The 14,996-nt window shown below is 72.2% G+C and carries 7 protein-coding genes; all 7 read left to right on the forward strand.

Annotated elements, in window-relative coordinates; translation table 11 throughout:
* Positions 1-395: 395 nt before the first annotated feature.
* The 7 genes from ABZT14_RS13070 to ABZT14_RS13100 all read left to right on the forward strand — a co-directional run bounded on the left by ABZT14_RS13070 (position 396) and on the right by ABZT14_RS13100 (position 14,974).
* Entirely contained in the window at positions 396-2,801 is a 2,406-nt protein-coding gene (locus ABZT14_RS13070; RefSeq protein WP_356300599.1) for a sodium-translocating pyrophosphatase, read from the forward strand.
* 219 nt (positions 2,802-3,020) lie between these two features.
* Positions 3,021-3,587, forward strand: coding sequence for a small secreted protein (locus ABZT14_RS13075; RefSeq protein WP_356300602.1), 567 nt, complete (start codon positions 3,021-3,023; stop codon positions 3,585-3,587).
* A gap of 244 nt (positions 3,588-3,831) precedes the next feature.
* Entirely contained in the window at positions 3,832-5,385 is a 1,554-nt protein-coding gene (locus tag ABZT14_RS13080; protein WP_356300605.1) for a class I SAM-dependent methyltransferase, read from the forward strand.
* A gap of 267 nt (positions 5,386-5,652) precedes the next feature.
* Positions 5,653-8,559 carry a type I DNA topoisomerase gene (gene topA / locus ABZT14_RS13085; RefSeq protein WP_356300608.1) on the forward strand — a complete coding sequence of 969 codons (2,907 nt, stop codon included), beginning with the start codon at positions 5,653-5,655 and terminating at the stop codon, positions 8,557-8,559.
* Between the two features lie 122 nt (positions 8,560-8,681).
* A complete protein-coding gene (gene tmk, locus ABZT14_RS13090; protein WP_356300612.1) occupies positions 8,682-11,828 on the forward strand; it encodes a dTMP kinase in 3,147 nt (1,048 codons plus the stop codon).
* Positions 11,829-12,015: 187 nt separating this feature from the next.
* Complete coding sequence (locus ABZT14_RS13095; RefSeq protein WP_356300615.1) at positions 12,016-13,233, forward strand: DNA polymerase III subunit delta'; 1,218 nt, start codon at positions 12,016-12,018, stop codon at positions 13,231-13,233.
* A 157-nt stretch (positions 13,234-13,390) separates the two neighbouring features.
* A complete protein-coding gene (locus ABZT14_RS13100; RefSeq protein WP_356300618.1) occupies positions 13,391-14,974 on the forward strand; it encodes an alpha/beta hydrolase in 1,584 nt (527 codons plus the stop codon).
* The last annotated feature ends 22 nt before the right edge of the window (positions 14,975-14,996 follow it).

A 14,996-nucleotide genomic window follows, 5' to 3' on the forward strand; every position in this document is an offset into this window, starting at 1 on the left:
GGGCGCTGCCGGTCGGTCCGGTGCCCCCGGCCGGCCCCGGTGGCTGGCGGGGGGCGCGAGGTCCCTCGTACGGCTGAGACGGCCGGCGGTGGGTGGGGGTTTGGCGGGGACCTGGGGGTGAACAATGCCGTGACCAGGAGCGGAACCTGGAATTTCAGATCTTGGTGAAGAGCGGTAAGGGTGTTTTCCCGCCGTCAGCGGAATTGACCTCGTCCTCCTTCCGGGGGATTTTCCTTCGCCCCCGTCCTTCCGATCTTCGGTGCTGCGGGGGAATTATGGTGACGGCGCCTTATTTTGATCTGTCGGCGAAACCTACAATCCGTCCACACCTTTTGCAGCAGGACGCCTGAGCGCGTGCTTGCGCGCGCCCACGTGCCAAACGTCAAGGAGGACGAATGGCGGGGCAACTCTCCCCACTCCATCATCAGCAGTATCTCGCTGACGCCACGCTCACCAGCGGCAACCGGGGCATCGTCCTGGTGGTCGCGGTCGTTGCCCTGGCCGCTCTGGCGGTGGCCGTGGTGCTGCTGCGACAGGTTCTCGAGGCCGGTGAGGGAACCGAGAGCATGAAGAAGATCGCCGCCGCCGTCCAGGAGGGCGCGAACGCCTATCTGGCACGGCAGTTGAGGACGCTCGGCGTATTCGCCGGCGTGGTGTTCTTCCTCCTGATGCTGCTGCCCGCGGACGACATGAAACAGCGGATTGGACGTTCGCTGTTCTTCCTGGTGGGTGCGGCATTCTCGGCGGCCACCGGGTATATCGGAATGTGGTTGGCGGTACGCAGCAATGTTCGAGTGGCCGCGGCGGCCCGTGAGGCGGCCTCGGCGGAGGGCGAACCCGCCAAGGACCTGACGGACGTCTCCCATCGGGCGATGAAGATCGCGTTCCGTACCGGTGGGGTGGTCGGGATGTTCACCGTGGGCCTGGGCCTGCTGGGAGCGGCCTGCGTGGTGCTGGTCTACGCGGCGGACGCGCCCAAGGTGCTGGAGGGCTTCGGACTCGGGGCCGCGCTGATCGCCATGTTCATGAGGGTCGGCGGCGGCATCTTCACCAAGGCCGCCGACGTCGGCGCCGACCTGGTCGGCAAGGTGGAGCAGGGCATCCCCGAGGACGACCCCCGTAACGCGGCCACCATCGCGGACAACGTCGGCGACAACGTGGGGGACTGCGCCGGGATGGCGGCCGACCTGTTCGAGTCCTACGCGGTCACCCTGGTCGCCGCGCTGATCCTGGGCACGGTCGCCTTCGGCGACGCCGGTCTGGCCTTCCCGCTGATGGTCCCGGCCATCGGCGTGATCACCGCGATGATCGGGGTGTTCGCGGTGGCGCCCCGGCGCAGTGACCGCAGCGGGATGTCCGCCATCAACCGGGGGTTCTTCATCTCGGCGGTGGTCTCCCTGGTGCTGGTCGCCGTCGCCGCCTTCGCCTACCTGCCCTCCAGCTTCGGCGACCTGAAGGGCATCGGCGACGAGGACCTGGCCGCCCACAGCGGCGACCCACGGGTGTTCGCCCTGGTCGCGGTGGCCATCGGCATCGTGCTGGCGGCCCTGATCCAGCAGCTGACCGGCTACTTCACGGAGACCAACCGCAAGCCGGTACGCGACGTGGGCAAGACCTCGCTGACCGGCCCGGCCACCGTGGTGCTGTCCGGGGTATCCCTCGGTCTGGAGTCCGCCGTCTACACCGCGTTGCTGATCGGCCTGGGCGTCTACGGCGCCTTCCTGCTGGGCGGCAGCTCGATCATGCTGGCCCTCTTCGCGGTGGCCCTGGCCGGTACCGGTCTGCTGACCACGGTCGGGGTGATCGTCGCCATGGACACCTTCGGGCCGGTGTCCGACAACGCCCAGGGCATCGCCGAGATGTCCGGGGACGTACGGGGCGAGGGCGCCCAGGTGCTCACCGACCTGGACGCGGTGGGCAACACCACCAAGGCCATCACCAAGGGCATCGCGATCGCCACGGCCGTACTGGCGGCGGCGGCCCTCTTCGGCTCGTACCGCGACGCCATCGCCAAGGCGGTGGACGAGGTGGAGGCCAACGCCGGCGCCATGGGGCTGAGCCTGGACATCTCCCAGCCCAACAACCTGGTGGGCCTGATGCTGGGCGCGGCCGTGGTGTTCCTGTTCTCGGGGCTGGCCATCAACGCGGTGTCCCGCTCGGCCGGTGCGGTCGTCTTCGAGGTGCGGCGACAGTTCCGGGAGAAGCCCGGGATCATGGACAACACCGAGACCCCGGAGTACGGGCGGGTGGTGGACATCTGCACCAAGGACGCGCTGCGGGAGCTGGCCACACCGGGCCTGCTGGCGGTGATGGCCCCGATCGCGGTGGGCTTCACCATGGGGGTCGGCGCGCTGGGCTCGTTCCTCGCCGGAGCCATCGGGGCCGGCACCCTGATGGCGGTGTTCCTCGCCAACTCCGGGGGCGCCTGGGACAACGCCAAGAAGCTGGTGGAGGACGGCCACCACGGAGGCAAGGGCAGCGAGGCGCACGAGGCCACGGTCATCGGCGACACCGTGGGCGACCCCTTCAAGGACACCGCCGGCCCGGCGATCAACCCGCTGCTGAAGGTCATGAATCTGGTGGCCCTGCTGATCGCCCCCGCGGTGGTGAAGTTCAGCTACGGCGACCAGGCCAGCGTCGGGATGCGGGTCCTGATCGCCGTCCTGGCCCTGGCCGTCGTCGTCGGCGCGGTGGTGATCTCCAAACGACGCGGGATCACCGTGGGCGGGGAGGACGACGGTGAGGAAGGCAACAGGGGCCAGAGCGAGACGCAGCCGACGAATCCGGTGACGGCCACCTGAGGCCACCTCCGGCGAAGGGTTCGCAGCTCAACGGGCGGGCGGACGGGGCGTGTTGACGTCCCGTCCGCCCGCCCACCGCTTCGGAACCCGGAATTCCGTACCGGGCGATCTATGGTGCGAATGGCTGCAATCAGGAACAGATGGTTCGCCCGACCCGCCGCCGACACCCGCGCGGCAGGTAAGTTCCGGGCCGAGCGGCCATGGAAGGGGACCGAACCGGTGAACAACAAGCTCGCGACGGCACTGGCAGGTGGTGCGGTTCTGGCACTCGCACTGACCGGCTGTGGAGACGACGGCAACAAGGAACTGGAGTCCTGGTCGAAGAAGGTCTGCGACCGGGTCCAGCCCCAGGTGAAGAAGATCGAGGACGCCAACGACTCCATCGACCAGGCCTCCAAGGGGGACACCTCCTCCAAGGACGTCAAGGAGACCGACTCCAAGGCGTTCTCGGACATCAGCGACGCCTACGGCTCGCTCTCCAAGGCGGTCGACAACGCGGGCGCCCCGCCCGTCGACGACGGGGAGAAGCTCCAGAAGGACGCCGTCAAGGAACTCAACGCCCTCTCCACCCAGTACGGCGACCTCAAGAAGCGCGTCGACAAGCTGGAGACCAAGGACCAGGGCAAGTTCGCCGAGGGGCTCAAGGGCATCGCCAGCGAGCTGGAGAAGCTGGGCAAGAGCGGCGACAAGTCGCTGAGCAAGTTGCAGTCCGGCGAGGTGGGCGAGGCCATGGGCAAGCAGAAGGGCTGCCAGCGGGCGCCCGGCGGCGAGGACACCAGCTCCTGACCGATCCCGCCCCGCGCCCACCAAGGCCGCCCGGACGCGGGGCCGTTGGGGCCGTTGGGGCCGTCGGGAGGCCCCGGGCACCCGGCGCCGGCCGTGGAGGGAGCCCCTCGACGGCCGGTCAGCCGCCCCCCGAACACCGGCGGACCGGCCCGAGCCCGGCCGCCCGCACCCGGACCGGCGCGCCGGATCCTCCCACACCGCCGGGCCGCTGCGCGCGTGCCCCGGGGACCCTCACAATGGGCGGGTGACTGCCAAGCTGCCCTCCGTCTCCCCCGACACCCCCCGTCTCCGTGACGCCCTGCTCGCCGCCGGGTTCACCTCCGACGGGCTGCTGGACCTGCTGGGCGCCCCCGCCTACGCCGCCCTCGCCCGCAACGAGACCGTGCCCGCGCTGAGGGCCACCGCCGAGGGCGGGCCGCTGGCCACCCTGGTGCGGCTGTTCCTGCTCCAGGAGCCCGTACCCCGCGCCCGGGCGGCCGAGGTGCTCCCCCTGACGGAGGCGCTGGCCGACGGGTGGCTGCTGCCGGTCGGCGCCCCGGTGGGGGAGGGGGTGCGGGCCAGTGTGGACGTGCGCCCCTACGCCGGCCCGGAGGACGGCCAGAACTGGTGGATCGTCTCCGACCTGGGGTGCGCGGTGGGCGGCTCCGGTGGTGTCCGTACCCGCCGCTGGGCGGACGGCGAGGAGGACCCCTCCTCGCTGGTACTGGGCGTGGGTGGGGCCTCCACCACGCTGGCCGGGATCACCGTGCGCACCCCGGTGGACTCCGCCCTGGACGTGGGCTGCGGCTCCGGCCTCCAGGCCCTGCACGCCGCCCAGCACGCCTCCCGGGTCACCGCGACCGACCTCAACCCCCGGGCCCTGCGCTTCACCGAGCTGACCCTCGCGCTGTCCGGTGCGCCGGCGGCCACCCTTCGGCAGGGCGCGCTGTACGAGCCGGTCTCCGGGGAGGGCCCGTACGACCTGATCGTCTCCAACCCGCCGTTCGTGATCTCTCCCGCCCGGTCCGGTGACCCGTCCCAACTGGTCTACCGCGACGGCGGGTTGGGCGGCGACGAGGTGTGCCGCACCCTGGTCAGCCGCTCGGTGGACCACCTGGCCGAGGGCGGCTGGTGCCAACTGCTCGCCAACTGGCAGCACCAGGACGGCCAGGACTGGCGGGAACGCGTCGCCTCCTGGGTCCCGGCCGGCTGCGACGCCTGGATCGTGCAGCGCGAGGTGCAGGACGTCACCCAGTACGTGGAACTCTGGCTCCGCGACGGCGGCGACCACTGGTCCGGCCCCGAACGGTACGCCGAGCGCTACGACGCCTGGCTGCGCGACTTCGAGGCCAGCGGTACCCGGGCGGTGGGCTTCGGCTGGATCACCCTGCGCCGAACCGGTTCGGCGCGCCCCTCGGTGGTGGCCGAGGACTGGCCGCACCCGGTGGAGCAGCCCCTCGGCCAGGAAGCGCGGGCCCACTTCGAACGGCGGGACTTCCTGCGGGACACCGACGACGCGGCCCTGCTCGCCCAGCACTTCCGGCTGGCCGAGGGCGTGCTCCAGGAGCAGGTGGGGCCGCCTGGCGCGGAGGACCCCGAGCACGTGGTGCTGCGGCAGCAGCGCGGGATGCGCCGGGCGACCTCGGTGGACACGGTGGCCGCCGGCTTCGCCGGGGTGTGCGACGGCTCACTGTCCGCGGGCCGGATCCTGGACGCCATCGCCCAGTTGCTGGGGGAGGACCCGGTCGGGTTGCGGGATCGTACGCCGGCCGCGATCCGACTGCTGGTGGAGCAGGGGTTTCTGCTGCCGGCCGACTGAGCCGGTACGCTCCGGTTCCCCCGTCGCGGTGCACCCGGTGTCGTAGGGCGACCGACCGGCTCGGAAGACCGGGCGGCAGGAATGCCCGCTCTCGGGTTACCGTTCGAGGGACGTGGTGGGGTTTGCCCGTACGACCCCGGGGTGGGCTGTACCGTCGCACTCCGTGGCGAGGCCGTCCGCCACGGCCGTGGCCGCGCGGCCAGCGGCACCTGAGCACCAGCAGTTTCGAGTCCCGCACGAGCGCCAACCGGAGAGAAGAGCGAGAAGTTGTCCCCGACCAGCGAGACCGCACAAGGCGGGCGCCGGCTCGTCATCGTCGAGTCACCCGCCAAGGCCAAGACGATCAAGGGCTACCTGGGCCCGGGGTACGTGGTCGAGGCGAGCGTCGGGCACATCCGTGACCTCCCCAACGGAGCCGCAGAGGTCCCCGCCAAGTACAAGGGCGAACCCTGGGCCCGCCTCGGGGTGAACGTCGACCACGACTTCGAGCCGCTGTACGTCGTCAACAGCGACAAGAAGGACCAGGTCAAGAAGCTCAAGGAACTGCTGGCCGACTCCGACGAACTCTTCCTCGCCACGGACGAGGACCGCGAGGGCGAGGCCATCGCCTGGCACCTGCGGGAGGTGCTCAAGCCCAAGGTCCCGGTACGGCGCATGGTCTTCCACGAGATCACCAAGGACGCCATCCGGGACGCGGTGGCCAACCCCCGCGACCTCAACCAGCGCCTGGTGGACGCCCAGGAGACCCGCCGCATCCTGGACCGGCTCTACGGCTACGAGGTCTCCCCGGTGCTGTGGAAGAAGGTCATGCCGAGGCTCTCGGCGGGCCGGGTGCAGTCGGTGGCGACCCGCCTGGTGGTGGAGCGGGAGCGGGAGCGGATGGCCTTCCGCTCCGCCGAGTACTGGGACCTGACCGGCACCTTCTCCACCGGACGTGAGGGCGACGCCTCCGACCCGGGCACCTTCGGCGCCCGACTCACCGCCGTCGACGGACGACGGGTCGCCCAGGGCCGCGACTTCGGCCCCGACGGCCAGCTCAAGAGCGGTGCCCAGGTGCTGCACCTGGACGAGCAGAACGCCCGCTCGCTGGCCGCCGCCCTGGCCGACACCGCCTTCGCGGTGCGCTCGGTGGAGTCCAAGCCCTACCGCCGCTCCCCGTACGCCCCGTTCCGCACCACGACCCTCCAGCAGGAGGCCTCCCGCAAGCTGGGCCTGGGCGCCAAGGCGACCATGCAGGTGGCGCAGAAGCTGTACGAGAACGGCTTCATCACCTACATGCGTACCGACTCCACCACGCTCTCCGACACCGCCGTCGCCGCCGCCCGCTCCCAGGTCACCCAGCTCTACGGCTCCGACTACCTGCCGGACAAGCCGCGCACCTACGCCGGCAAGGTCAAGAACGCCCAGGAGGCGCACGAGGCGATCCGCCCCTCCGGCGACCGCTTCCGCACCCCGGCCGAGACCGGACTGACCGGCGACCAGTTCCGGCTGTACGAGCTGATCTGGAAGCGCACCGTCGCCTCCCAGATGAAGGACGCCACCGGCCAGTCGGTGACCGTGAAGGTCGGCGGACGCAGCGCCGACGGGCGGGACGCCGAGTTCAGCGCCAGCGGGAAGGTCATCACCTTCCACGGCTTCCTCAAGGCCTACGTCGAGGGCTCCGACGACCCCGCTGCCGACCTGGACGACCGTGAGCGACGGCTGCCCCAGGTCACCGAGGGCGACCCGCTGACCGCCCGGGAACTGTCGGTGGACGGGCACGCCACCAAGCCCCCCGCCCGGTACACCGAGGCCACCCTGGTCAAGGAGCTGGAGGAGCGGGAGATCGGCCGCCCCTCGACCTACGCCTCGATCATCAGCACCATCCTCGACCGCGGCTACGTCTTCAAAAAGGGCACCGCCCTGGTGCCCTCCTTCCTCAGCTTCGCCGTGGTCGGACTGCTGGAGAAGCACTTCGGACGGCTGGTCGACTACGACTTCACCGCCCGCATGGAGGACGACCTCGACCGCATCGCCGCCGGCGACGCCGAGTCGGTGCCCTGGCTGCGCCGCTTCTACTACGGCGAGCACCACGACGGCGTCACGGGTGGCGCCGCCGACGCGTCCGCCGCCGAGGCCGGCAACGGCGACGGCGACCACCTGGGCGGGCTCAAGGAACTGGTCAGCGACCTGGGCGCGATCGACGCCAAGGGCATCTCCTCGTTCCCGGTCGGCGAGGACATCATGCTGCGCGTCGGCCGGTACGGACCGTACGTGGAGAAGCTGTCCCCGGTGGAGGGCGAACCCGGCAAGCGGGCCGACGTACCCGACGACCTGCCGCCGGACGAGCTGACCGTGGAACTCGCCGAGGAGCTGCTGGCCAAGCCCAGCGGCGACTTCGAACTGGGCACCGACCCGGAGACCGGCCGGCCCATCGTGGCCAAGGACGGCCGCTACGGCCCCTACGTCACCGAGGTGCTGCCCGAGGGCACCCCCAAGACCGGCAAGAACGCCGTCAAGCCCCGCACCGCCTCGTTGCTGAAGTCGATGTCCCTGGACACCGTCACTCTGGAGCAGGCCCTCAAGCTGCTGTCCCTGCCCCGGGTGGTGGGTGTCGACCCCGAGAGCGGTCACGAGATCACCGCGCAGAACGGCCGCTACGGCCCGTACATGCGCAAGGGCACCGACTCCCGCTCCCTGGAGACCGAGGAGCAGATCTTCACGATCACCCTGGACGAGGCGCTCGCCATCTACGCCCAGCCCAAGCAGCGGGGCCGCGCGGCGGCCAAGCCCCCGCTCAAGGAGCTGGGCACCGACCCGCAGACCGGCAAGCCGGTCGTCGTCAAGGACGGCCGCTTCGGTCCCTACGTCACCGACGGCGAGGTCAACGCCACCCTGCGCCGGGACGACGACCCGGAGACCATCACCCCCGAGCGGGGCTTCGAGCTGCTGGCGGAGAAGCGGGCCAAGGGCCCCGCCAAGAAGGCCGCGAAGAAGGCCACCACCAAGAAGGCTCCGGCCAAGAAGACCGCCACCAAGACAGCGGCCAAGAAGACGGCGACCAAGACAGCCGCCAAGAAGGCTCCGGCCAAGAAGGCCGCCAAGAAGACGGCGACCAAGTCGGCGGCCAAGAAGACCAGCGCCAGCAACGGCTCCGCCCAGCACAGCACCGCCACCGAACCCAGCAACTCCTGACCCGCCAACTCCCCGGCCCCACCAGGGCGTTGGCCCGACAGGGGCCGGGGAGGCGCGGTGAATCGGGCCCGAGCCCCCGGGCTGGGGCCCACTCCGTGGGCGGCTGCCGATAGGCTGGCGGAATGACGCGTGCAGAGCAGGGACCCCCCACGTCGACGACGCAGCCCCATGCCGACGACGCCCTCGCCGTGGACTCGCGCGAGCGTGCCGTACGTGCGCTGCTGCGCTTCCCGCCGCTACGCCGGCTGTGGAGCGCGCAGTTCATCAGCGGCATCGGCGACGCACTGGCCATGCTGGTGCTGCTGTTGCTCGCGTTCCAGGCCGCGCGGGTGGTGCCCGGCAACGGAGGGGAAGCCGTCTTCGGCGGTGGATACCAAGGTGTGGCCTTCGCCCTGGCCTCGGTCTTCGGGGCCCGACTGCTGGCCACCCTGTTGTTCGGCGCGGTGCTGCTGGGCCCGCTGTCCGCACTGACCGCGCCCTCGGGGCCGCTGGACCGCCGCTGGACCATGTTCGGCGCCGACGCCTTCCGCGCCGTGGCGCTGATCCTGGCCCCCCTGTGGATCGACTGGACGCCCGACAACGCCTTCGCCCTGGTGCTGGTCACCGCCTTCGTCACCTCCGTCGCCGAACGGTTCTGGAAGGTGTCCAAGGACGGCGCCGCCCCGGCCCTGCTGCCGGCACCGCCCCCGGAGGGCGCCGCAGTCCGCCCGCTGCCGGACCATCAGGAGGCACTGCGCCGGCTGTGGTTGCGCACCGGCTTCGTCGCGCTGCCCCTCGCCGGCCTCGCCCTGGTGGTGCTCACCCTCCTCGGCCGGCTGCTGGGCACCGCCTTCTCCTGGTTCGACAGCCACCAGGCGGCCCTGCCCTCCTATGTCGCGGCCGGACTGTTCGCCGCCTCCCTGTCGTTGCTGTACTTCCTGGAGCTGCCCAGCGCCGACACCCCGCGTCCGCGCTCCCCGCTGGAGGGGCTGCGCCGCCCCAAGACCGGAGGGGACGGCGACCGGGGCCGTACCGGCGCCATCCCGCTGCTGGTCCTCTCCGGCGCCGCTGTCGGGGCCGCCGTCGCCGCCACCTTCGCGCTGGCGCTGCTGCACGCCGTCGACCTCGGCCGGGGCGTACCGGTGTTGGACGCCAAGTACCTCGGTCGCGGCCCGATCTACTTCGGCCTGATCGTCCTCGCCCTCACCGGCGGTGTGGCCGCCGGCGTACGCCGGGCGGGCGGGCTGTGGCCCACCTTCTCCCGGCGCCGGCTCCTCGCCGTCTCCCTGGCGTCGACCGGTATCGCCCTGCTGGCCGCCGGACTGGTCACCGACACCACCACCGCGCTGTTGCTGATCCTGCTCGCCGGCTTCAGCGCCGGCGTCGCGGCCAACGTCAGCCACACCCTGCTGGACCAGGAGACCGAGGCCTACCGCCAGGCCCGCACCACCGAGCACCTGCACGCCCTGGTGCGGATCGCCGTCGGCCTCAGCGTGCTGGCCGCCCCGGCGCTGGCCGCCCTGATCGGGCCGCACCGGATGGGCAGCGGTGACTTCGTCTTCGCCTACGGGGGCGCCGCGTTCACCCTGATGCTGGTCGGCGCCCTGCTGCTGCCGGTGGCCGCCCTGGTGCTGGGCCGGCTGGACGACCGCCACGGGGTCCCGGTACGCCAGGACCTGCGCGACGCCCTGCACGGCCCCCCGCCCGCCCAGGCACCCGCCCGCACCGGCTTCTTCCTGGCCGTCGAGGGCGGCGACGGCTCCGGCAAGTCGACCCAGGTCGAGGCCCTCGCGGAGTGGATCCGCGGCAAGGGCCACGAGGTGGTCGTGACTCGGGAACCGGGGGCCACCCCCATCGGCAAGCGCCTCCGCTCGATACTGCTGGACGTCTCCAGCGGCGGCCTGTCCTCCCGCGCCGAGGCACTGCTGTACGCGGCCGACCGCGCCGAACACGTGGAGACCCTGGTGCGCCCCGCCCTGGAGCGCGGCGCCGTGGTCATCTCCGACCGCTACATCGACTCCTCCGTCGCCTACCAGGGCGCCGGCCGGGAGCTGACCCCCACCGAGATCGCCCGTATCTCCCGCTGGGCCACCGAGGGACTCGTCCCGCACCTGACCGTACTGCTGGACGTCTCCCCCGAGCTGGCCCGCGAGCGGTTCACCGAGGCCCCCGACCGGCTGGAGTCCGAGCCCGCCGAGTTCCACCAGCGGGTACGGTCCGGCTTCCTCACCCTCGCCGCCGCCGACCCCGCCCGGTACCTGGTGGTGGACGGCGCCCAGGAGCCCGAGGCCGTCACCACCGTCGTACGGCACCGGCTGGACCAGGTGCTCCCGCTGTCCGAGGCCGAGATCACGGCACGGGAGGAGGCCCGCCGGGCCGCCGAGGAGGAGCGCAGGCGTCGCGCCGAGGAGGAGGCCGCCCGCAAGGCCGAGGAGGAGCGCAAGGAACGCGAACGCCAGGAGCAGCTGGCCAAACTCCGCGCCGAGGAGGAGGAGCGCAAGCGCCGGGAGCTGGAGGAGGCCCGCCGCCTGGAGGAGGCCAAGCGCGCCGAGGAGGCACGCCAGCGGGCGGAGGAGGCCCGCCGACTCGCCGAGGAGGAGCGGGAACGCCGCGAGGCCGAAGAGCGCGCCCGCCGCGAGGAGTTGGAACGGCAGCGCCGCCTGGCCGAGGAGGAGGAACGACTCCGCGCCCAGGCCGAGGAACGCCGGCTGGAGAAGCAGCGCAAGGCCGAGGAGGCCCTGCTGCGCGCCGAACAGGCCCGCCTGGAGGCCGAGTCGGCCGCCGAGGCGGCTGCCGAGTCGGCCCGGCCGCCCGCCAAGGACCTGGACGAGGACACCGAGCAGAACCCGCTGCCCACGACGGAGCACCCCGACAACGCGGCGACCCAGCAGGTCCCGGCCCCCGGCCGGCAGGCTTCCCCCTCGGGGGAGGGCCCCTCGGCGGAGGACGAGACCACGGTCATGCCCCAGATCCAGGGGGACCCGGACACCGAGCTGACCACCGCCATCCCCCGCGTGGTCTCCTCCCCGGACGCCGAGGAGACCACCGTGATGCCCCAGGTGCCCTCCAGCAGGGAGGAGCGCCCCGCGGCGGAGGGGGACGACCGCACCCGGGAGATGCCGCAGATCGACCCGGAGACCGGACGTCCCCGACCCGACTGGGCCGAGGAGACCCCGATGGACGACCTGCCCACGCTGGCCGACGAGTTGCTCGGCTCGCGTGACGAGGACGCTTCGGAGCGGGGCGAGGACGACTCCGGCCGTGAAGGCCGCCGTTGGGGCCGCCGCTGACCGGGCCGACCCCAGCGTCACCGTGAGGGGGGCCACCGGCACACGCCGGTGGCCCCCCTCACGTGTGCGACCACGGCTCGGCACGTACCGGGACGGCGCTGTCAGCGCGGTGACGCACAATGGACCGGTCGGCGCGCGGCCCGCCGGGTGAGGGCGCCGCCGTGGCACGAGCGATCAGGGAGTGGACATGCCGGTCTGGGACGACGTGGTGGGGCAGGACCGGGTCGTGACCCAACTCGACTCCGCCGCCCGGGACGCCGACCGCTACGTCACCCTCGCCCTGGAGGACCCCGGGCGCGCCCGGGAAGCGGGCACCGGCTCCTCCATGACCCACGCCTGGCTGTTCACCGGCCCTCCGGGGTCCGGCCGTGCCACCGCCGCCCGCGCCTTCGCCGCCGCCCTGCAGTGCGTCAGCCCCGACCGCGCCCTGGGCGGCGCCCCCGGCTGCGGCTTCTGCGACGGCTGTCACACCGCCCTGGTCGGCAGCCACGCCGACGTCGAGGTGGTACGCACCGACCAGCTGTCCATCGGCGTCAAGGAGACCCGCGAACTGGTCCGCCGCGCCCAACTCGCCCCCGCCGTCGGACGCTGGCAGGTCATCGTCCTGGAGGACGCCGACCGGCTCACCGAGGGCGCGGGCAACGTACTCCTCAAGGCCGTCGAGGAACCGGCGGAGCGTACGGTGTGGCTGCTGTGCGCCCCCTCCATCGAGGACGTGCTCCCCACCATCCGCTCCCGGTGCCGCCTGCTCACCCTCCGCACCCCGCCGGTCGAGGCGGTCACCGAACTGCTGGTGCGCCGGGACGGCATCCCCCGCGAGGTCGCGGCCACCGCCGCCCAGGCCACCCAGGGCCACATCGGCCGCGCCCGCCGACTGGCCACCGACGAGCGTGCCAGGGCCCGGCGCCAGGCGGTGCTGCGTATGCCCGAGCGGGTGGCCGACGTCGGGGGCGCGCTGAAGTCGGCACAGGAGCTGATCGACGCGGCTGCCGAGGACGCCAAGCAGATCGCGGAGGAGCACGACGGCCGGGAGACCGAGGAGATGCGGGCCGCCCTCGGCGCGGCGGACGGCAAACGGCTCCCCCGGGGGACGGCCGGGGTGATGAAGGACCTGGAGGACCGCCAGAAACGGCGCGCCACCCGCACCCAGCGCGACTCCCTGGACCTCGCCCTGAGCGACCTCACCAGCTTCTACCGTGACGTCCTGGTACGGCAGTTGGGCGCCCCACTGCCCCTGGCCAACAGCGAGGTGGCCGACGCCGTGGAACGCGACGCCCGCAGTGGCCCACCGGAACGCACGCTGCGCCGGATAGAGGCGGTGCTCCACTGCCGGGAGGCCCTGGACGGCAACGTCGCCCCCCTGCTCGCGGTCGAGGCCATGGCCATGGCGCTGCGGGACGGCTGACGCCCCCGTGCCCGGACCCGCCCCGGGCTCGCCACGCGTGACGCCACCCCCGCGACACCGCCACCTCTCGATACGCTCCCGACACCGACCACCAACCCACCGGGCCGACGGACGGTTCCCGAGAGTGGGTCACCTCCGCACACCAAGGGATGGGTTCATGGACACCAGGCGCCTGCTTCGCGCCTCGGCCGCACTGCTCGCCTCCGCGACCCTGCTGCTGACCAGCTGTAGTACGGGAGACGACGACACCTCCGAGTCACGGTCACCCACCTCGACCAAGCCCGGCGACCCCGACGCCCCCCTGCTGAAACCGCTGCCGGCGAAGGTCCCCGGCGACCTGCGCCCGTACTACTCCCAGAAGCTGCGCTGGCGCTCCTGCGGCAGCGGTGGGTTCCAGTGCGCCAAGCTCAGGGTCCCCCTCGACTACGAGAAACCGGGTGGCGAGGACCTCCGGCTGTCGGTGGTGCGCAAGCGCGCGGAGGACTCCGACCGCAGGATCGGCTCGCTCCAGATCAACCCCGGCGGCCCCGGCGGCTCGGCCGTGGACTACGTACAGACCGCCGCGGCCCCCGGTTACCCGGACGAGATCCGCGCCCGGTTCGACCTCGTCGGCATGGACCCCCGGGGCGTCGCCCGCAGCGAACCCGTGGAGTGCCTCAGCGACCGGAAGATGGACGACTTCACCCAGGTCGACCAGACCCCGGACGACGACAAGGAGGTCTCCCGGCTGGAGAAGGCCTACCGCCAGTTCGCCCAGGGCTGCCGCCAGCGCACCGGAGACCGCCTCGACCACGTCTCCACCACCGAGGCGGCCCGCGACATGGACGTCCTCCGCTCCGCCCTGGGCGACCGCGAACTGAACTACGTCGGCGCCTCCTACGGCACCCTCCTCGGCGCCACCTACGCCGGCCTGTTCCCCCAGCGGTCCGGCCGCCTGGTGCTCGACGGCGCCATGGACCCCTCCCTGTCCGCCGAGCGCCTCAACCGCGACCAGACCGCCGGCTTCAACACCGCCTTCACCGCCTTCGCCAAGGACTGCGTGAAACACCGGGACTGCCCGCTGGGAACGAAGGACGTCAAGGACGCCGGCGCGCGACTGGCCCAGTTGTTCCGCAAGGTGGACGCCGACCCCCTGCCCACCGGTGACCGCCGCCCCCTGACCGAGTCCCTGGCCACGACGGGCGTCATCCGCGCCATGTACGACGAGAGCTCCTGGTCGATGCTCCGCGAGGCCCTGACCGACGCCCGCAAGGGCGACGGCGCCGCCCTGCTCCGCCTCGCCGATGACTACTCCGAGCGCGACCCGGACGGCTCCTACAGCAACCTGCTGTTCGCCAACCCGGCCGTCAACTGCCTTGACCTGCCGGCCAGTTTCTCCGACCCCAGGGACCTGCGGAAGTCCCTCCCCTCCTTCAAGAAGGCGTCCCCCGTCTTCGGGGAGTCCTTCGCCTGGGCCGCCCTGAACTGCACCTACTGGAAGGCCGAGCCCACGGGCAAGGCCCACCGCATCCAGGCCAAGGGCGCTGACCCCATCGTGGTCGTCGGTACCACCCGGGACCCGGCCACTCCCTACAACTGGGCCGAGGGCCTCGCCGGCCAACTCGACTCCGCCAGCCTGCTCACCTACGAGGGAGACGGCCACACCGCCTACGGCCGGGGCAGCTCCTGCATCGACTCCGCGATCAACAGCTACTTGCTGGAGGGCAAGGCCCCCGAGGACGGCAAACGCTGCTCCTCCTGACCCCGACTCCTCCGCCGAGCGG

Source organism: Streptomyces sp. NPDC005438 (assembly GCF_040606315.1).
Lineage (GTDB): Bacteria > Actinomycetota > Actinomycetes > Streptomycetales > Streptomycetaceae > Streptomyces.